The 18,363-nt window shown below is 68.1% G+C and carries 15 protein-coding genes; 11 read left to right on the forward strand and 4 right to left on the reverse strand.

Annotated features, from left to right (window positions below; all coding sequences use genetic code 11):
* The first annotated feature begins 40 nt into the window (after window positions 1–40).
* The 4 genes from dgcB (at window position 41) to DN824_RS02375 (ending at window position 4,482) form a co-directional block, all read left to right on the forward strand.
* The gene (gene dgcB / locus DN824_RS02360) at window positions 41–2,020 is read left to right on the forward strand and encodes a dimethylglycine demethylation protein DgcB (protein WP_138406796.1); all 1,980 of its coding nucleotides are present in this window, start codon (window positions 41–43) and stop codon (window positions 2,018–2,020) included.
* Between the two features lie 109 nt (window positions 2,021–2,129).
* Window positions 2,130–3,359, forward strand: a complete 1,230-nt coding sequence (gene etfA, locus DN824_RS02365) for an electron transfer flavoprotein subunit alpha (RefSeq protein ID WP_138406797.1) — start codon at window positions 2,130–2,132, stop codon at window positions 3,357–3,359.
* 81 nt (window positions 3,360–3,440) lie between these two features.
* Window positions 3,441–4,214, forward strand: coding sequence for an electron transfer flavoprotein subunit beta (etfB, locus tag DN824_RS02370; protein WP_138406798.1), 774 nt, complete (start codon window positions 3,441–3,443; stop codon window positions 4,212–4,214).
* A gap of 22 nt (window positions 4,215–4,236) precedes the next feature.
* Window positions 4,237–4,482, forward strand: coding sequence for a hypothetical protein (locus tag DN824_RS02375; RefSeq protein WP_138406799.1), 246 nt, complete (start codon window positions 4,237–4,239; stop codon window positions 4,480–4,482).
* A gap of 339 nt (window positions 4,483–4,821) precedes the next feature.
* Here the strand turns inward: DN824_RS02375 and choX are convergent, their stop codons facing one another.
* Both choX and betC read right to left on the reverse strand, forming a co-directional pair.
* Window positions 4,822–5,748 carry a choline ABC transporter substrate-binding protein gene (choX, locus tag DN824_RS02380; RefSeq protein WP_138406800.1) on the reverse strand — a complete coding sequence of 309 codons (927 nt, stop codon included), beginning with the start codon at window positions 5,746–5,748 and terminating at the stop codon, window positions 4,822–4,824.
* Between the two features lie 40 nt (window positions 5,749–5,788).
* On the reverse strand, window positions 5,789–7,297 hold the full coding sequence (gene betC / locus DN824_RS02385) for a choline-sulfatase (RefSeq protein ID WP_138406801.1): 1,509 nt from the start codon (window positions 7,295–7,297) through the stop codon (window positions 5,789–5,791).
* A gap of 112 nt (window positions 7,298–7,409) precedes the next feature.
* Between betC and DN824_RS02390 the strand changes: the two genes are divergently transcribed.
* Window positions 7,410–8,333: a choline sulfate utilization transcriptional regulator gene (locus tag DN824_RS02390; protein ID WP_138406802.1), complete on the forward strand. Its 924-nt coding sequence runs from the start codon at window positions 7,410–7,412 to the stop codon at window positions 8,331–8,333.
* 2 nt (window positions 8,334–8,335) lie between these two features.
* On the opposite strand, the gene gbdR is transcribed toward DN824_RS02390, so the two are convergent.
* The gene (gene gbdR / locus DN824_RS02395; RefSeq protein WP_138406803.1) at window positions 8,336–9,436 is read right to left on the reverse strand and encodes a choline metabolism transcriptional regulator GbdR; all 1,101 of its coding nucleotides are present in this window, start codon (window positions 9,434–9,436) and stop codon (window positions 8,336–8,338) included.
* Window positions 9,437–9,779: 343 nt separating this feature from the next.
* Window positions 9,780–11,156 (reverse strand): L-serine ammonia-lyase, encoded by a 1,377-nt coding sequence (locus tag DN824_RS02400; protein WP_138406804.1) that lies wholly within the window; start codon window positions 11,154–11,156, stop codon window positions 9,780–9,782.
* A 928-nt stretch (window positions 11,157–12,084) separates the two neighbouring features.
* Between DN824_RS02400 and DN824_RS02405 the strand changes: the two genes are divergently transcribed.
* From DN824_RS02405 to betB, 6 genes are all read left to right on the forward strand, one after another.
* Window positions 12,085–13,281, forward strand: coding sequence for a quaternary amine ABC transporter ATP-binding protein (locus DN824_RS02405; RefSeq protein WP_138406805.1), 1,197 nt, complete (start codon window positions 12,085–12,087; stop codon window positions 13,279–13,281).
* A gap of 2 nt (window positions 13,282–13,283) precedes the next feature.
* The gene (locus tag DN824_RS02410) at window positions 13,284–14,174 is read left to right on the forward strand and encodes an ABC transporter permease (protein ID WP_138406806.1); all 891 of its coding nucleotides are present in this window, start codon (window positions 13,284–13,286) and stop codon (window positions 14,172–14,174) included.
* Between the two features lie 33 nt (window positions 14,175–14,207).
* Complete coding sequence (locus DN824_RS02415; protein WP_138406807.1) at window positions 14,208–15,152, forward strand: choline ABC transporter substrate-binding protein; 945 nt, start codon at window positions 14,208–14,210, stop codon at window positions 15,150–15,152.
* Window positions 15,153–15,231: 79 nt separating this feature from the next.
* A complete protein-coding gene (locus DN824_RS02420; protein ID WP_138406808.1) occupies window positions 15,232–16,086 on the forward strand; it encodes a glycine betaine ABC transporter substrate-binding protein in 855 nt (284 codons plus the stop codon).
* 144 nt (window positions 16,087–16,230) lie between these two features.
* On the forward strand, window positions 16,231–16,824 hold the full coding sequence (betI, locus tag DN824_RS02425; RefSeq protein WP_138406809.1) for a transcriptional regulator BetI: 594 nt from the start codon (window positions 16,231–16,233) through the stop codon (window positions 16,822–16,824).
* A gap of 63 nt (window positions 16,825–16,887) precedes the next feature.
* The gene (betB, locus tag DN824_RS02430; RefSeq protein ID WP_138406810.1) at window positions 16,888–18,360 is read left to right on the forward strand and encodes a betaine-aldehyde dehydrogenase; all 1,473 of its coding nucleotides are present in this window, start codon (window positions 16,888–16,890) and stop codon (window positions 18,358–18,360) included.
* The last annotated feature ends 3 nt before the right edge of the window (window positions 18,361–18,363 follow it).

An 18,363-nucleotide genomic window follows, 5' to 3' on the forward strand; every position in this document is an offset into this window, starting at 1 on the left:
CCGGCTTCGGCTTCCGGCTCTCCAGATCAGGTGAGCTGCAATGCTTGATACGATACTTCCGCTTCTGCTCTTCGCCGCCCTGGCTCTGGCCGTGCTCGGTGCGATGAGGCGCTTCGCCCTGTGGCGCCGCGGCCGGCCGGCACCGGTCGACTGGCTCGGCGGGCTGATGAAGATGCCGCGCCGCTACCTGGTGGACCTGCACCACGTGGTCGAGCGCGACCGGTACATGTCCCGCACCCATGTGGCCACCGCCGGCGGTTTCGTGCTCGCGGCGCTGCTCGCCGTGCTGGTCCACGGCCTCGGCCTGCACCACCGCCTCCTCGGGTTCGCCCTGCTGGCCGCCACGGCGCTGATGTTCGTCGGCGCCCTGTTCGTCGCCAAGCGCCGCCTCGACCCGCCCTCGCGCCTGTCCAAAGGGCCCTGGATGCGCCTGCCGAAAAGCCTGCTGATGTTCGCGGCGAGCTTCTTCCTCGTCACGCTGCCGGTGGCAGGCATTCTTCCCGAGCACTTCGGGGGCTGGATTCTGGCTGTCATCCTCGCCGTCGGGGTGGCCTGGGGCGTGTCCGAACTCTTCTTCGGCATGACCTGGGGCGGGCCGATGAAGCACGCCTTCGCCGGCGCCCTGCACCTGGCCTGGCACCGCCGCCCGGAACGTTTTCGCACGCCGCACGACGCCAGCGCGGCGCGCTCCAGCGGGCTCAAGGCACTGGACCTGGAAGACACCACGGCACCGCTCGGGGTCGGCAAACCCCGCGACTTCACCTGGAATCAGCTGCTCGGCTTCGACGCCTGCGTGCAGTGCGGGCGTTGCGAGGCGATGTGCCCGGCGTTCGCCGCAGGCCAGCCGCTGAACCCGAAGAAACTCATCCAGGACATGGTCGTGGGCCTCGCCGGCGGCAGCGACAAGGCCTATTTCGGCAGCCCCTACCCCGGGCTTGCGGTCGGCCTGCACAGCGGCGCGCCGGACCGACCGATCGTCGCCGACGGGGCCGGGGGCCTGCTCGAGGCCGACACCCTGTGGTCGTGCACCACCTGCCGCGCCTGCGTGGAGGAATGCCCGATGATGATCGAGCACGTCGATGCCATCGTCGACATGCGCCGGCACCTGACGCTGGAAAAAGGCGCTACGCCGGGCAAGGGCGCCGACGTGCTGGAAAACCTCATCGCCACTGACAACCCCGGCGGCTTCGCGCCCGGCGGGCGGCTCAACTGGGCGGCCGACCTCGACCTGCCGCTGATGAGCGAAAAGGGCTCGGCCGAGGTGCTGTTCTGGGTCGGCGACGGCGCCTTCGACATGCGCAACCAGCGCACCCTGCGCGCCTTCGTGAAGATCCTGCGCGCGGCCCACGTCGACTTCGCCGTGCTCGGCCTGGAAGAACGCGACAGCGGCGACCTCGCCCGCCGCCTCGGCGACGAGGCCACCTTCCAGACGCTGGCCAGGCGCAACATCGCCACCCTGTCCGGCTACCGTTTCGCACGGATCGTCACCTGCGATCCGCACAGTTTCCACGTCCTGAAGAACGAATACGGCGCCCTCGGCGGCCGCTACGAGGTGATGCACCACAGCACCTTCATCGACGAGCTGGTGCGGCGCGGCGCGCTCAGGCTCGGCCAGAGCAAGGCGGGCCGGGTGACCTACCACGACCCCTGCTACCTCGGCCGCTACAACGGCGAATACGAGGCGCCGCGCGCCGTGCTCGGGGCCATCGGCATCCAGGTCAGCGAGATGCAGCGCTCGGGCTTTCGCTCGCGCTGCTGCGGAGGCGGCGGCGGCGCGCCGATCACCGACATCCCCGGCACCCAGCGGATACCCGACATGCGCATGGCCGACATCCGCGAGACCGGTGCCGAGCTGGTGGCCGTGGGCTGCCCGCAATGCACCGCCATGCTCGAGGGCGTGGTCGGCCCGCGCCCGGAGGTCAAGGACATCGCCGAGCTGGTGGCCGACGCGCTGATCGAGCCGGACGCCGCGGTGAAGCGGCCGGCGCCGGCGGCGCGTGAAGTGGCGCAGGTGCCGTGATGATGGCTCGCGCGTTCCCCTCGCGCCCAGGCCGGGCGCCCCTGGCCCCGCCCTTACGTCCCCGCAAAACAGGACAACGGGCGCCCCGCCCAGCCCCGGAGATTCCGTCATGAGCGACATCGTCCGCCGCGACCCGCGTGCCGAGTGGATCGCCCGCAACCGCCTGCATCCCCTGCACGCGGCGATGCAGAAAAGCGAAGCCCGCTGGATCGGCCCCAACGGGCTGATCCGCAAGAACCCCCATGCGCTCGCGGCAGGGTTCGTCGGCCCCAGCGGCCTCAAGCGCATCGACCGCTCCGGCGCCCAGCAAGGCGGCGCACCGAAGCGCAGCGCGCCACGAGCCGCGGTGCGCCTGCCGCTGCACCTCGTCGAGCAGCCGAGCCATCTGGTGGCCGTGGTGCCGGACATGGTCGGTGGCCGCCTCGGCAGCCATGACCACGACGTGCTCGGCCTCGCCCGGCAGCTGGCCGGCGCCACCGGCGCGGTGCTGACAGTGGTCTTCGGCCAGCCCAGGGAAGACGCCTTCGACACCGCCGGCGTCGATCGGCTGCTGGTCCTGGACGGCGACGCCTATGGCGGCTATTGCCCGGAGCAGCGCCTGCTGGCCCTGCGTGCGGTGGAGAGCGGCTTCGCGCCGCGCCACTGGCTGCTGCCCGACAGCCGCAGCGGTGGCGGCGAGCTCGGCCGGCGGCTGGCGGCGAGCCTGGGCGAACGTCCGGCCACGCGGGTCTGGCAGGTGCGCGACGGGCTCTGCAGCGGTCGCGCCGGCGCCGGCCGCGAGGACCTCGTGCAGCCCACGCCGCGCCTGATCCTGGCCGCCGCCGAATGCGCCGAGCCGGTCAGCGAAACCCGTCATGAGGCCCGCCGGGTCGAACTGCCCGCGCCCGCGATCGGCCATCTGCCACGCATGGAAGACCTCGGCGCGGTCGCCGTCGACCCGGCCCAGATCCCGCTGGCCGAGGCCGAATTCATCCTCTCCGGCGGCAACGGCGTCACCGACTGGGACCTGTTCCACTGTGCCGCGGCCACCCTCGGCGCCACCGAGGGCGCGTCGCGGGTGGCGGTGGACGACGGCCACATGCCGCGCGCGCGGCAGGTCGGCGCCACCGGCACCTGGGTCACCGCGCGGGTCTACCTGGCGGTCGGCATCTCCGGGGCGATCCAGCACCTGCAGGGCATCGGCGGCTGCGACAAGGTCATCGCGGTCAACCTCGACCCCGGCTGCGACATGATCAAGCGCGCCGACCTCGCCGTCGTCGGCGATTCGGCCGCCATCCTCCAGGCACTGATCGAGCGCGTCGCCGCCCATCGAGAGGGAGGGCGACGTGATGCGGCCTGACCTAGGAGCCCTTATCCGGTACGCGCCCATCGACCGCCCCGGTGGATCGGTGAAGCGTGATCCACCCTACGGAGCCCGGCCATGACTGATCTGCATGTCGTCGCCCTGGTTTCGGTCGGGGCGCATCCCACCTCCGGCCGGCCTCGCCGCGCCGAGCAGGATGCCCGCGCCGTCGAACTCGGCCTGCGGCTGTCCGGCGAGCGGTTGCAGGTGGTGCACGCCGGCGATGCTTCCGACGAAACCTTGCGCGCCTACCTCGGCATGGGCCTGCCCGGACTGACGGTGCTCCAGCAGCCGCCACGGGCCGATGCCCTGCCCGCGCTGGTCGAACACCTGGCGAACTCGCCGGCGCAACTGGTCCTGACCGGGAGCCAGGCGGAAACCGGCGAAGGCTCCGGCATGCTGCCGTACCTGCTGGCCGAACGGCTCGGCTGGCCACTGGTGGTGGGCCTGGCGGACATCGAATCGGTCGAGAACGGCCAGGCGCTGGTGTTGCAGGCCCTGCCCCGTGGCCAGCGCAGGCGGCTGCGGGTGCGCCTGCCGTTTCTGGCCAGCGTAGACAACGGCGCACCGGCGGCGCGCCAGAGCGCCTTCGGCCCGGCACGCCGGGGCCAGTTGCAGGTTCAGGAGGCCGCGCCAGCCGACGATCCGCTGCTCGCCGTCGCCACCCTGCAACCGGCCCGCCCGCGCCCCAAGCGGCTGAAGGTGGTCAGCGCCGGCAACGCCGCCGAGCGCATGCGCGCCGCCACCCGCAAGGCTACCGGCGGAGGGGGCCAGACGCTCGAAGGGGTTTCGCCGCAGGCCGCGGCAGAGGCTATCTTCAATGTGCTGCTGGACGAAGGGGTGCTGCGTTAGCACTGACCGTGGAGGAAGAACCATGATGCATGCCGACCTGATCGACGCCGAAGATTTTCGCGAGCGCCTGGTGGCGCTTGGCCTGGCGATCCCACCGGGCTCGAGCCCGGAGCGCGCCTGCGAGCTGGCCGTGACCGGCCTCGACGGCGAACGGGCGCTGGCCTTGCGCCGGCTGGTGGAGGAACTGCTCGGCAGCCACGCCACGCTGCTGCCGGCCGTACGCGAGGCGATCTCCCGCAACCTGCTGCCGGCACTGGTGCCACGCTGATAGACGAAGCTTCGTGTGGGATTCACCCCCTCGTGAACAACAGGCGCAACGCGGCGGGCACCGTGGCGGCGGTCTTTCCGCCTCTTGCGGTGGAAGCGGTCGCGACCGAATGATTCGGCGCTCCGTTCGCGGTGAAGACCAGGCGTCCCCACAGGTCGAGTGCCGCTCGGCCTGACCGCCTGGCCGTTGCACAGCCCTGCGAGGAAAGTGCCCCGGCCCCCCGAGTGGAGGGCGCAAAACGCCGGGCGCAGCGGCGGGTGGCCTTTCCGCTTGCATGGGAGCGGTCTTGACCGCGAATGGCGTCGCCCCCCTCGCGGGCCCGGCCACTCCCTCAGCCCATCACAACCTGGCCTTCACCGCATCCAGCCCGCTCTCGCCCTCGCGGGTCCGGACGCCATCGAGCCAGCCGTCGAGCACTTGCGGGTTGGCCTGCAGCCAGGCTTTCACGGCGCCCTCGGTGCTCGCCTGCTTGCTGTCGACCTGCTGCATGATGGTGTTCTCCATGTCCTGGGTGAACGTCAGGTTCTTCAGCAGTGCGCCGACGTTGGGGCACTGCGCCACGTAGTCCTTGCGCGTCAGGGTGTTCACGCTGCCGCTCTCGCCGAAGTATTTCTCGCCGCCCTTGAGGTAGCGCATGTCGAACTGCACGTTCATCGGATGCGGGGTCCAGCCGAGGAAGACCACGAACTGGTCGCGCCTGACCGCCCGGCCGACCTGCACCAGCATCGCCTGCTCGCTGGACTCCACCAGCTTCCAGTCGCCGAGGCCGAACTCGTCGGCGGCGATCATTTCCTTGATCGACTCGTTGGCCGGCGAGCCCGCGCCGATGCCGTAGATCGTGTGGTTGAAGCGGTCCGCGTGGGCGTCCAGGTCGGCGAAGGTCGTGACTCCCGCCTCGTAGGCATAGGCCGGCACGGCCAGGGTGTACTCGGTGCCGCTGAGATTCTCCGCGACCTCGTCGATCTCGCCGCCGGCGACCAGCTTGTCGTAATGGCTCTGCTGCGCGGGCATCCAGTTGCCGAGGAAGACGTCCACCTGCCCCTTCTGCAGCCCGGCGAAGATGATCGGCACCGCCAGGGTCGAACTCTGCACCTTGTAACCGAGCCCTTCGAGCACGAAACGGGCGATGCCGTTGGTGACCGCGATGTCGCTCCAGCCCGGATCGCCCAGGGTCACGGTGGCGCATGACGCCTCCTCGGCATGCGCCGACAGGCTGCCCGCGGTCAATGCCAGCCCGAGGGCCCATGCTGCTCGTGTCGTCTTCATCAGTCTCTCCTTGCTTGGTTGTTCTGCGCCGTGAAGCCCCTCAGAGCCTCGGGAAACGGGCGCGGCGCTCCAGATCGTCGAGGTCGATATGGTTGCGCATGTACTGCTGGCTGGCGTCGACCATGGGCTGGTGATCCCAGCTGGTGAGCCTGCCGCTTCGCAGCGCCTCGCCGACCAGCCGGCGGCGACGCTGGCTGTCCAGGGTAGCCTGATGGATGGCGCCCATGTTCCAGCGCTGGCGCGCCTGCTCGATGAACCCCTCGAGGACGGGCCGGTGCTCGGCTGACCCGGCGAGGTTTTCCAGCTCCTGCGGGTCGCTGCGCAGGTCGAACAGCATCAGCGGGTCGCGCTCGCTGTAGACGAACTTCCAGTCGCCGCGACGGATCATCATCAGCGGCGCGACGGTGCCCTCGCCCATGTATTCGCCGAACACCTCGTCATGCCCGCCATCGCCCTGCAAATGCGGGACCAGCGATCGTCCGTCGAGCGGCAGGCGCTCGTCGACACGGCCACCGGCCAGCTCGACCAGGGTGGGCAGCAGGTCGACGGTCGAGACCGCCTGGCCGACGCGCGCGGGGGCGAAGCGCGACGGGGCGTGCACCAGGAGCGGCACCCGCGCGGCCATCTCGAACCAGTGCATCTTGTACCAGAGGCCCCGCTCGCCAAGCATGTCGCCATGGTCGCCGGAGAACACCACGACGGTGTCTTCGGCCAGGCCGCAGGCCTCCAGGGTCTCCAGCAGCTTGCCGACGTTGGCGTCGATGTAGCTGCAGGCGCCGAAGTAGGCGCGGCGGGCGTCGCGAATCTTCTGCTCCGGCAGCTCCCGGTCCCAGAGGTCGATGACCTTGAGCAGGCGCTGCGAATGCGGGTCCTGCTGGTGCTGGGCGAGCGTATGGCGGGGCAGCGGAATCTCGTCGTCGCGGTGGAGGCTCCAGAACGGCTCGGGGATGGTGTACGGATCGTGCGGATGGGTCATCGAGACGGTGAGGCAGAACGGCCGGTCGCCATCGCCACGCACGTGGTCGTACAGGTACTGCCGGGCCTTGAACACCACCTCTTCGTCGAAGTCCAGCTGGTTGGTGCGCACGCAGGGCCCGGCCTGCAGCACCGATGACATGTTGTGGTACCAGCTCGGACGCACCTCGGGCTCGTCCCAGTTGACCACCCAGCCGTAGTCGGCCGGGTAGATGTCGCTGGTCAGGCGCTCCTCGTAGCCGTGCAGCTGGTCCGGGCCGCAGAAATGCATCTTCCCCGACAGCGCCGTGCGATAACCGAGGCGACGCAGGTAATGGGCATAGGTGGGCACGTCCGCGGGCAGATCGGCGGCGTTGTCGTAGGCACCGATCTTCGACGGCAGCTGGCCGCTGACCAGGGAGAAACGCGAGGGCGCGCACAGCGGGCTGTTGCAATAGGCGGCGTCGAACACCACCCCCTCGCGGGCCAGGCGCATCAGGTTGGGCAGGCGCATGGGCGAGGCGGCATCGTGCAGGGGCAGCAGTGGAGCGGCCATCTGGTCCGCCATGATGAAGAGAAGATTCGGGCGTTTCATGGGCCTCCACGCTGCATATGAAAAGTTTATGCGACAGTGCGTGTGCCATGATGTTAGCCAGATAACGTTGCGTAAACCGGTCCAAGGCGGATCATCTGGATAATATTTTCTTATGTATACCCAACTGCATGGAATATCCCTCGACAGCCTGCTGGTGTTCGAATCCGCCGCGCGCCACCTGAGCTTCACCGCCGCGGCCAGCGAGCTGGGCAGCAGCCAGCCGGCGGTGAGCCAGCAGATCAAGCGCCTCGAACGCCAGCTCGACAGCCGTCTGTTCGATCGCGTGCACCGCGGCATCGTCCTCACCGACGCCGGTGAGGCGCTGCTGCGCCAGGTGCAGGAAGGCCTGCAGGTCCTCGACGACGGCATCGCCTCGGTCACCGCCCAGGCGCAACGCGAAGTGCTGCAGGTGGGCACCGACTTCGCCTTCGCCGCCTACTGGCTGATGCCGCGGCTGCATCGCTTCCACCAGGCGCACCCGGACGTCGACGTCAGCCTGGTCACCTCCGAGCGCGGCCTGCGCGCCCTGCCGATGGAGATCGACCTGGCCATCAGCTTCGGCGACGGCCGCTTCAAGCACGGCGAGGCGCGGCTTCTGTTCGCCGAGGAGGTCTTTGCGGTCTGCAGCCCCCAGCTCGTCGCCGGGCAGGCCCTGCCGCTGCCGATCGACGCGCTGCGGCGACTGCCGCTGCTGCACCTGCGCCCGGAGACGCGCTCGCGCTGGTTCGACTGGAGCGGGCTGTTCCGCGCGCTTGGCATCGCGGCCTCGCCGACGCCGGGCAGCCTGCGCTTCGACAACTACACCCTGCTGATCCAGGCCGCCATCGCCGGCCGGGGCGTGGCCATCGGCTGGCGTCACCTGGTCGACGACCTGGTACGCCAGGGCCTGCTGTGCCGCGTCTGCGACGGCGTGGCGCGCTCACCCTTCGGGTACTACCTGATCCTGCCCGAACGCAAGCGCCGTCAGCGGCTGACGGCGCGCTTCGTCGACTGGCTCGAGGCCGAACTGCAGCGCGAGCAGGCCGCCGAGGCGTAGGCTCAGAGGCGCACGCTGGCGAAGGTCGACTCGCTGCGCGCCCGGGTGAGCGCCGCCAGGGCCGAGGAGGTCGACGGCTGCGCCAGCTCCTCGCCGACCGGCACCAGCGCCACCACGTTGCTGCGCACCTGGCCGGAACGCTCGTCGCGCGGCGGAATGCCGAAATACTCCCGGTAGCACTTGGAAAAATGCGGCGTGGAGACGAACCCGCAGACCGAGGCGACTTCGATGATCGACATCGGCGTCTGCTTGAGCAACTGGCGCGCGCGGATCAGGCGCAGCTTGAGGTAGTAGCGCGACGGCGAGCAGTGCAGGTACTTCTGGAACAACCGTTCGAGCTGGCGACGCGAGACGTCCACGTAGCAGGCCAGCTCGTCCAGATCGATCGGCTCCTCGAGGTTGGCCTCCATCAGCGCGACGATCTCCTGCAGCTTCGGCTGGTTGGTGCCGAGCATGTGCTTGAGCGGTACCCGCTGGTGGTCCTGCTCGTTGCGGATGCGCTCGTAGATGAACATCTCGGAGATGGCCGCCGCCAGCTCGCGCCCGTGCTGCTGGCCGATCAGGTGCAGCATCAGGTCCATCGGCGCGGTGCCGCCGGAGCAGGTGAAGCGGTCGCGGTCGATGACGAACAGCCGCGTGGTCAGCGCCACCCGCGGGAAGGCCTCCTGCATCGCCGCCAGGCATTCCCAGTGAACGCTGCACTCGTAGCCGTCGAGCAACCCGGCACGCGCCAGGGCCCAGCTGCCGGTGCACACCGCCGCCAGGCGACGGCCCTTGCGCGCCTGCGTCTGCAGCCAGCCCATGTGCTCGCGGCTGACCGCATGCTGGATGTCGACGCCGCCGCAGACGATGACCATGTCCAGGTCCGGCACGTCGGCGAAGGAGACGTCGGGGGTGATCTGCAAGCCGTCGCTGGCGCGCACCGGGCTGCCGTCCGGGCTCAGGGTGAGCCAGCGGTAGAGTTCGCGACCGGAAAGCTGGTTGGCCATGCGCAGCGGTTCGACCGCCGAGGCCAGGGAGATCAGGGTGAAGTTGTCGAGCAACAAAAAGCCAATGGACTGGGGCTGCGCAGCAGTGGGCTGGATCTGGTTCGCTTGGGCCATCATCGTCTCCTCACGCACAGGCGGCACCTCCTGCGGGAGGTGGGCGGTCCGTCTGGCTCTGTGGCCAGTGGGCCAGGTGACGAAGCAATAGCTATGCCGTGATTGATCGGCCGTTCAATAAAAACACGGCACGCATCGAAGCCCCGTGACAGAGCCCCGCGCACTGGCCATGCCCGCGCCCCCTCGGCGCGCCTCGGCAGAGCGGCTGGGAGTCTCGGTAGCAGCGCAGGAGCGGGCTGGGTAGCCGGAGCGGCACAACGGTAACGCCCGGCCAAAGGCCATCATGGCGCGGCGCGCAACCGCACCAAAATCACGCGAGCCGCAGGCCGGCGAGCACGCTTTTTCAGCACTCGATGGCGTTCACCGCCAGGCCGCCCCGGGAGGTTTCCTTGTACTTGTCATGCATGTCGGCGCCGGTGTCGCGCATGGTGCGAATCACCCGGTCGAGCGAGATGAAGTGCTGGCCATCGCCGCGCAGGGCCATCTGCGCGGCGTTGATCGCCTTCACCGCGGCGATCGCGTTGCGCTCGATGCAGGGCACCTGGACCAGTCCGCCGACCGGGTCGCAGGTCAGCCCGAGGTTGTGCTCCAGGCCGATCTCGGCGGCGTTCTCCACCTGCTCGGGGGTGGCGCCCAGGACTTCGGCAAGCCCCGCCGCCGCCATCGCGCAGGCCGAGCCGACCTCGCCCTGACAACCGACCTCGGCCCCCGAAATGGAGGCGTTCTTCTTGCACAGCACGCCGATCGCCGCCGCGGCGAGGAAGAAGCGGACGATGTCGTCGTCGCAAGCATCGGGGTTGAACTTGACGTAGTAGTGCAGCACCGCCGGGATGATGCCCGCCGCGCCGTTGGTGGGGGCGGTCACCATGCGCCCGCCGGCGGCGTTCTCCTCGTTGACCGCCAGGGCGAACAGGTTCACCCACTCCATTGCGCTCATGGTCGAGCCGATCACGTTGGGTTTGCCGAGCTCCTGCAGGCTGCGATGCAGCCGCGCGGCTCGGCGCCGTACGTTGAGCCCGCCCGGCAGCAGGCCTTCGTGGTGCAGGCCCTGGTTCACGCAGTCGCGCATCGCTTGCCAGAGGGTGAGCAGGCCGGCGCGAATCTCGTCCTCGCTGCGCCAGGCCTTTTCGTTTTCCAGCATCAGCTGCGAGATGCTCAGGCCGTGGGCACGGCACAGCTCGAGGAGCTCGGCGGCGCTGGCGAAATCGTAGGGAAGCCGGGTGTCGTCGCTGTCCAGCACGCCGGTGGAGGCCTGCTCGGCATCAACCACGAAGCCGCCGCCGACCGAGTAGTAGGTGTCCCGGTGCAACTCGCCGCCCTCGCCTTCGGCCACCAGGGTCATGCCGTTGGGGTGGTACGGCAGGCTTTCGTCGAGCAGCAGCAGGTCGCGCTGCCAGTCGAAGGGGACCGGATGCTCGCAGTCCAGCAGCAGACGGCCCTCGCGCTTGAGCGTCTCGATGCGCGGACCGATGCAGGCCGGGTCGATGCGATCCGGCCACTCGCCCATCAGACCCATGACCACGGCGTTGTCGCTGCCATGCCCGACGCCGGTGGCCGACAGCGACCCGTACAGCCGCACCTCGAGCCGCGTCACGCGCTCGAGCAGGCGCCGCTCGCGCAACGCGCCGACGAACAGCGCCGCGGCGCGCATGGGCCCGACCGTATGGGAACTCGAAGGCCCGATGCCGATCTTGAACAGGTCGAAAACGCTGATAGCCATGCTCTGCTCCGCTCGCGCATCAAAGGTTGATTCGGACACTCATCATCGTGGTTTTCAGGCGGCGGCGACGTCCAGCACCGACGTCTCCGTGCCCAAAACCGCCGACCGCTCCAGGGGCGGCAATACGCACGCTCGCGCTTGAAAAAAGGCGTCGCCAGGGTGGCCCTCTTTCGGCACCAAGATGGGGGTCATCCCGATCGTTTCAAGCACCGAACGGGGTCGCCCGAATCACCCCGATCCGCCCTCATCCATCAAGGCTTTTGATCATTCGATCGCAATTAATTTCAGTTTTTTCGATTCCGCCGCAGCCCCCGCCAGACGGCGGCCAGAGGCCATTAGGAAGGCTGCAAACCACGCCCGGCGCGGCTTCCAGCTTCCCCACGGGGCAAAAACATCTGTTATGGTTTTTATAGGCAGGGCATGTCGTCGCCCAACACGTCAGGGTCGTAAACCGACAATTGCCGCGCCCCCAAGGCTATATCGTTTGAGACAGCCGATTTCGTTTCTGTCGCACCGCGCGACGGGCCAAGGCCCACCACCTCGGCCCGAACACCATAAGGGGCGCACCTCCAGCAGCGGAGGCCTGCCTGACAACAATATTCGAAACTTCGCGCACCTCGGACGAGGTGTCCAGCGCCCAGGGATCGGGATTCGCAGCACTGCCAGAGGATACGGAAAGCGTTTTGAAGGGATGTGGTAAGAGCCGTCGCCCACTTTGTCCACCCACACGCAGTCCGGCGCATGCACCGCCGGCCGACGCGCCGTGGGTCACGGAGCAGGCCGAGCGGACGCTCCCCTTCACGCCCACCCGCCTCGCCCATGCGGACCCGCAAGGCAACAGCAGTCGGCATCAACCAGGTGCTGCGCCTGACCGGCGCCATCGGACTTGCGCAACCGAACTGGATGTCTACTGAAGGGGAAACACTCCATGCAACCTGGAAAGATCGTGGTGCAAAACCTTTACAAGGTTTTCGGAGAGCACCCACAAGAGGCCATCGACCTGCTCAAGCAGGGGATGAGCAAGGAACAGATTCTCGCCGAGAAAGGCGCGGTGATCGGCGTCAGCGACGTCTCGTTCAGCGTCGAGGAAGGCGAGATCTTCGTCCTGATGGGGCTCTCCGGCTCCGGCAAATCCACCCTTATCCGGCTGATCAACCGACTCATCGAACCCTCGGCCGGTGATGTCTTCATCGACGGCCAGAACGTCGCCAAGCTCCCCAAGGACCAGCTCATCGACCTGCGCCGCCGCGACATGAGCATGGTCTTCCAGTCCTTCGCCCTGATGCCCTCACGCACCGTGCTGGACAACGCCGCCTTCGGCCTCGAAGTGGCCGGCAAGGGCCGCCGCGAACGTGAAGAGCGCGCCATGGCGGTGCTGCGCCAGGTCGGCCTGGACACCTTCGCCGACAAGTTTCCCCACGAACTCTCCGGTGGCATGCAGCAACGCGTCGGCCTGGCCCGCGCACTGGCGGTCGACCCTTCAATGATCATCATGGACGAGGCCTTCTCGGCCCTCGACCCGCTCAAGCGCCGCGAGATGCAGGACATCCTGCTGGAGCTGCAGCGGACCCACCGCCGCACCATCATCTTCGTCTCCCACGACATCGAAGAAGCCATGCGCATCGGCAACCGCATCGGGATCATGGAAGGCGGCCGGCTGGTGCAGGTCGGCACGCCCCAGGAGCTGATCGACAACCCCGCCAACGACTACGTGCGCAACTTCTTCGATACCGTCGACACCAGCCGCTACCTCACCGCCGGGCAGCTCAAGGCCGACAGCGTCCCGCTCTACGTGCACAACGGCAAGGCGCCGGATGCCCAGCAGGTCTGCCAGGACCTGCAGGCGCAGGACAAGCACTACGCCTTCGTGGTCGACGAGGACAACAACTTCCGCGGCTCCATCAGCCTGGAGAAGCTCGCCCTGATGGTCGACGGCGGGCAGACCTGCAGCCTCGACGAGGAGGTGCTCAAGCAGATCGACCCGGCACCCGAAGACCTGCCGCTGAACCAGGTGATCGAACGCCTGGTGGACAACGAGGGGCCGATTCCGGTGATCGATGGCGACGGGCGCTACAGCGGCGCCATCAGCAAGGGCCGCCTGTTGAGCCGGCTGCAGGGAGACTGAGCATGAACGAGAAGAAGCTCGACCTGGGCAGCTGGGTCAACGATGCGGTGGAGCACCTGCTGGAGAACTACGGCGGCGCCTTCGAAACCCTCGGCAGCGGCGTGGCGGCCTTTTCCGAAGCCATCGAGCGGGTCCTGATGCTGCCGCCGGCCTGGCTGCTGATCGCGATCTTCGTCGGCCTCGGCCTGTGGCGCATCGGTATCCGCTTCGCGATCTTCACCGCCGTGGCGATGGTGCTGATCGTGCTCACCGGTTTCTGGCAGCAGACGGTGGTGACCCTCGGCCTGACCTTCTCGGCCACCCTGATCAGCCTGCTGCTGGGCATTCCGCTCGGCATCTGGGCCGCGCGCAGCGAACGGGTCGCCTTCGTCATCCGACCGATCCTCGACTTCATGCAGACCATGCCGGCCTTCGTCTACCTGATTCCGGCCGCCATGCTCTTCGGCCTCGGCCGGGTGCCGGGCATCTTCGCCACGGTGATCTTCGCCATGCCACCGGCGGTGCGCCTGACCAGCCTGGGCATCCGCCAGGTGAACAAGGAAATCGTCGAAGCCGGCCAGTCGTTCGGCTGCAACAGCCGTCAGCTGCTGTTCAAGGTGCAGCTGCCCAACGCCATGCCCTCGATCATGGCCGGGGTCAACCAGACCATCATGATGGCCCTGTCGATGGTGATCATCGCCTCGATGGTCGGCGCCGGTGGGCTGGGCAACGACGTGCTCGCCAGCATCCAGCGCCTGGACATTGGCCTGGGCTTCGAAAGCGGCATGGCCGTGGTGCTGCTGGCGATCATCCTCGACCGCATCACCGAAAGCTTCGGCACCCCGCGCACCGATACGCGCCGGGCGCGCTTCTACGGCTGGGTCAGCAGCCGGCTGCGCATGCAGCGCCAGTAGCCCATTCCGCCAAGCCCTCGCCAAGGAGTTTTCATGAACGCATCGAAGCACGTCGCCGCCCTCGGCCTGGCCTGCATGGCCCTGGCCGGCGGCGCCTGGGCCCAGGAGCCACAGAGTTGCCAGAAGGTCCGCTTCGCCGAGATCGGCTGGGCCGACATCGCCGCCACCACCGGCGTGGCGATGACCCTGACCGAAGCGCTGGGCTACCAGCCGAGCAAGATCATGGCCTCGGTGCCGATCGCCTTCACCGGGGTGAAGAACAAGCAGATCGACGCCTTCCTCGGCTACTGGGCGCCCTCGATGGACTCGATCATCGAGCCCTTCATCCGGGACGGTTCGGTCAAGGTGCTCGAGACGCCCAACCTGACCGGCGCCAAGTACACCCTCGCCGTGCCCACCTATGCCGCCGAGGCGGGCCTCACGAGCTTCGAGGACATCGCCCGGTTCAAGGACCCGCTCGACGGCAAGATCTACGGCATCGAGCCGGGCAACGACGGCAACCTGCTGATCGAGCAGATGATCAAGGCCGACCAGTTCGGCCTCGGCGACTTCAAGCTGGTCGAGTCCAGCGAGGCCGGCATGCTGGTGCAGGTGTCGCGGGCGATCAAACGCAAGCAGCCGGTGGTCTTTCTCGGCTGGGCGCCGCACCCGATGAACACCCAGTACGACCTGACCTACCTCGACGGCGGTGACGACGTGTTCGGCCCCGACTTCGGCGCGGCCCAGGTCTACACCGTGGTGCCGCCGGACTATCAGACGCGCTGCGCCAACGTCGGCAAGCTGCTCGACAACCTGCGGTTCAGCGTCGAGATGGAAAGCCAGCTGATGGAAAAGGTCCTCGACAAGCAGGACCCCGCCCGTGTCGCCCGGGACTGGATCAAGGCCAACCCGCAGGTCCTGGACCAGTGGCTCGAGGGCGTCACCACCTTCGACGGCCAGGACGGCGCCAGCGCCGTGAAACGGTACGTCGGCCTCTGATCGATCGCCAAGGTCCCTGGCGCGCCTTTGCACGCCAGGGACGGCTACGCCTTTCGAACATCCCACAAGGAGCAACACCATGAGCATGATCAAGAACGCCGTCCGGGGCCTGGGCGTCGCCTGCCTGGCACTGGGCATGAACGCGGCCATGGCGGCGGACAAGCCGGCCCTGAAGATCGGCTACGTCAATGGCTGGGACGACAGCGTCGCCGCCACCCACGTCGCCGGGGAAATCCTGCAGAGCAGGCTCGGCTATCCCGTCACCCTGCAGGCGGTCGAACCCGCGATCATGTGGCAGGGCATCGCCCGCGGCGACCTCGATGTCACCCTGTCGGCCTGGCTGCCCGCCACCCACGGCGAGTACTTCGAAAAGCTCAAGGACCGCGTGACGGTGCTCGGTAGCAACTACGAAGGCGCCAAGATCGGCCTGGTGGTACCGGAAAGCTTCGCTGCCAGGAGCATCGAGGACCTCAACGACTATGCCGACCAGCTGGACGGCAAGATCACCGGCATCGACGCCGGCGCCGGCGTGATGCGCCGCACCGAGGATGCGATCAAGGAATACGGCCTGAACCTGCGCCTGATGCCCAGCTCCGGCCCGGGCATGGCCACCGCCCTGTCGCGTGCGATGAAGGCCGACAAGCCGATCGTGGTCACCAGCTGGATTCCGCACTGGATGTTCGCGCAATGGAAACTGCGCTTCCTGGAAGACCCGAAGAACGTCTTCGGCGAGGCCGAGCACGTCGACACCGTGGCCAATCCCGGCCTGGCGGCCAAGGCACCGGAAGCCGAAGCCTTCCTGAAGAAATTCAGCTGGTCGGCCGAGGAAGTCGGCGCGGTGATGCTCGCCATCCGTGACGGCGCCAGCCCCGAGGCCGCCGCCAAGCAGTGGATCGAGGCCAATCCCGAGCGCGTCGACGGCTGGCTTGAGTAACACCCCGGCGGATGAGGCGCCCCGTGCGCTTCATCCGCGACCGACGACCGCAAGCGCCTAGCGCCCTGCCCGCCGTCTTTTATTGATTGGTCGTTCAATAAAGAATGCTAGACTGCCGGGCGCCCCCAAAGCACCGGAGCCCCAATGCCCAAGCTCGGAATGCAGCCCATCCGACGCAAGCAGTTGATCCACGCCACCCTCGAAGCGGTGGACCAGGTCGGCATGAGCGACGCCAGCATCGCCATGATCGCCCGCCTCGCCGGCGTCTCGAACGGCATCATCAGCCACTACTTCCAGGACAAGAACGGCCTGCTCGAAGCCACCATGCGCCACCTGATGAAGGCGCTGAACCAGGCCGTGCGCGACCGCCGGGCACAGCTGCCCGACGACGATCCGCGCGCTCATCTCAAGGCCATCATCGACGGCAACTTCGACGACAGCCAGGTGAACGGCCCGGCCATGAAAACCTGGCTGGCCTTCTGGGCGACCAGCATGCACCAGCCGTCCCTGCGCCGCCTGCAGCGCATCAACGACCACCGTCTCTATTCCAACCTGTGCGGCCAGTTCCACCGCTGCCTGCCGCCGGACCAGGCACGCGCGGCCGCCCGCGGGCTCGCTGCCCTGATCGACGGGCTGTGGTTGCGCGGCGCCTTGTCGGGAGATGACTTCGACATCGACCAGGCGCTGAGCCTGGCCTACGAATACCTCGACCAGCAGCTGGCCAAGCAGCCCGGCTGACCACTGCGGCGCCGCGGCGGGCCGGTACCGTCCGCCGCGGCCGCACCTTGCGGAGAGAACGACATGCCTCGATTGCCCCAGCAACGCCTCTACATCGGCGGCCAGTACGTCGACGCCACCGGCACCGCCACCTTCCAGAGCATCAACCCGGCCAACGGCGACGTGCTCGCCGAGCTGCAGCAGGCGAGCCGCGCCGATGTCGACCGCGCCGTCGCCAGCGCCGCCGAAGGACAGAAGGTCTGGGCGGCGATGACCGCCGTCGAGCGCTCGCGCATCCTGCGCCGTGCGGTGGATATCCTGCGCGAGCGCAACGACGAGCTGGCCGAACTGGAAACCCTGGACACCGGCAAACCGCTCTCGGAAACCCGCGCGGTGGATATCGTCACCGGCGCCGACGTGCTCGAGTACTACGCCGGGCTGGTTCCGGCGATCGAGGGCGAGCAGATCCCGCTGCGCGACAGTTCGTTCGTCTACACCCGCCGCGAGCCGCTGGGCGTGGTCGCCGGGATCGGCGCCTGGAACTACCCGATCCAGATCGCGCTGTGGAAATCGGCGCCGGCCCTGGCCGCCGGCAACGCGATGATCTTCAAGCCCAGCGAAGTGACCTCCCTGACCACCCTCAGGCTCGCCGAGATCTACAGCGAGGCGGGCCTGCCCGACGGCGTGTTCAACGTGCTGACCGGCAGCGGCGCCGAAGTGGGCCAGTGGCTGACCGAGCATCCGGGTATCGAGAAGATCTCCTTCACCGGCGGCACCGTCACCGGCAAGCAGGTCATGGCCAGCGCATCCGCCTCGACGCTCAAGGAAGTCACCCTGGAGCTGGGCGGCAAGTCACCGCTGATCGTCTTCGAGGACGCCGATCTCAACCGCGCCGCCGACATCGCGATGATGGCCAACTTCTACAGTACCGGCCAGGTCTGCACCAACGGCACCCGGGTGTTCGTCCCCCGCGCGCTGCTGTCGCGCTTCGAGGGCAAGCTGCTGGAGCGCATCAGGCGCATCCGTCTGGGTGACCCGCTGGACGAGCGGACCAACTTCGGCCCCCTGACCAGCTTCGCCCACCTGAAGAAAGTGCTCGGCTATATCGCAACCGGCCGCCAGCAGGGCGCACGCCTGCTCTGTGGCGGCCATCGGGTCGAGGACGGCGAGCTCGCCAGGGGTGCCTACGTGGCGCCCACGGTATTCAGCGACTGCACGGACGAGATGACCATCGCCCGCGAGGAGATCTTCGGCCCGGTGATGAGCCTGCTGGTCTACGACGACGAGGAGGAGGTCATTCGCCGCGCCAACGACACCGAATACGGCCTGGCCGCCGGCATCGTGACCCGCGACCTGGCCCGTGCGCACCGGGTGATCCATCGCCTGCAAGCCGGAATCTGCTGGATCAACACCTGGGGCGAATCCCCCGCGCAGATGCCCGTGGGCGGCTACAAGCAGTCCGGTGTCGGTCGCGAGAACGGGCTGACCACCCTGGCCCAATACACTCGAATCAAATCGGTGCAGGTGGAGCTCGGCGACTTCGCCTCGGTCTTCTGAACA

The sequence above is a fragment of the Stutzerimonas nosocomialis genome (assembly GCF_005876855.1).
Taxonomy (GTDB): domain Bacteria; phylum Pseudomonadota; class Gammaproteobacteria; order Pseudomonadales; family Pseudomonadaceae; genus Stutzerimonas; species Stutzerimonas nosocomialis.

Excerpts from the sequence above, each read along its gene's own strand:
- dgcB (WP_138406796.1), top strand. The coding sequence starts at position 41 with ATGCTTGATACGATACTTCCGCTTCTGCTCTTCGCCGCCCTGGCTCTG.
- etfA (WP_138406797.1), top strand. The coding sequence starts at position 2,130 with ATGAGCGACATCGTCCGCCGCGACCCGCGTGCCGAGTGGATCGCCCGC.
- etfB (WP_138406798.1), top strand. The coding sequence starts at position 3,441 with ATGACTGATCTGCATGTCGTCGCCCTGGTTTCGGTCGGGGCGCATCCC.
- DN824_RS02375 (WP_138406799.1), top strand. The coding sequence starts at position 4,237 with ATGATGCATGCCGACCTGATCGACGCCGAAGATTTTCGCGAGCGCCTG.
- choX (WP_138406800.1), bottom strand. The coding sequence starts at position 5,748 with ATGAAGACGACACGAGCAGCATGGGCCCTCGGGCTGGCATTGACCGCG.
- betC (WP_138406801.1), bottom strand. The coding sequence starts at position 7,297 with ATGAAACGCCCGAATCTTCTCTTCATCATGGCGGACCAGATGGCCGCT.
- DN824_RS02390 (WP_138406802.1), top strand. The coding sequence starts at position 7,410 with ATGTATACCCAACTGCATGGAATATCCCTCGACAGCCTGCTGGTGTTC.
- gbdR (WP_138406803.1), bottom strand. The coding sequence starts at position 9,436 with ATGGCCCAAGCGAACCAGATCCAGCCCACTGCTGCGCAGCCCCAGTCC.
- DN824_RS02400 (WP_138406804.1), bottom strand. The coding sequence starts at position 11,156 with ATGGCTATCAGCGTTTTCGACCTGTTCAAGATCGGCATCGGGCCTTCG.
- DN824_RS02405 (WP_138406805.1), top strand. The coding sequence starts at position 12,085 with ATGCAACCTGGAAAGATCGTGGTGCAAAACCTTTACAAGGTTTTCGGA.
- DN824_RS02410 (WP_138406806.1), top strand. The coding sequence starts at position 13,284 with ATGAACGAGAAGAAGCTCGACCTGGGCAGCTGGGTCAACGATGCGGTG.
- DN824_RS02415 (WP_138406807.1), top strand. The coding sequence starts at position 14,208 with ATGAACGCATCGAAGCACGTCGCCGCCCTCGGCCTGGCCTGCATGGCC.
- DN824_RS02420 (WP_138406808.1), top strand. The coding sequence starts at position 15,232 with ATGAGCATGATCAAGAACGCCGTCCGGGGCCTGGGCGTCGCCTGCCTG.
- betI (WP_138406809.1), top strand. The coding sequence starts at position 16,231 with ATGCCCAAGCTCGGAATGCAGCCCATCCGACGCAAGCAGTTGATCCAC.
- betB (WP_138406810.1), top strand. The coding sequence starts at position 16,888 with ATGCCTCGATTGCCCCAGCAACGCCTCTACATCGGCGGCCAGTACGTC.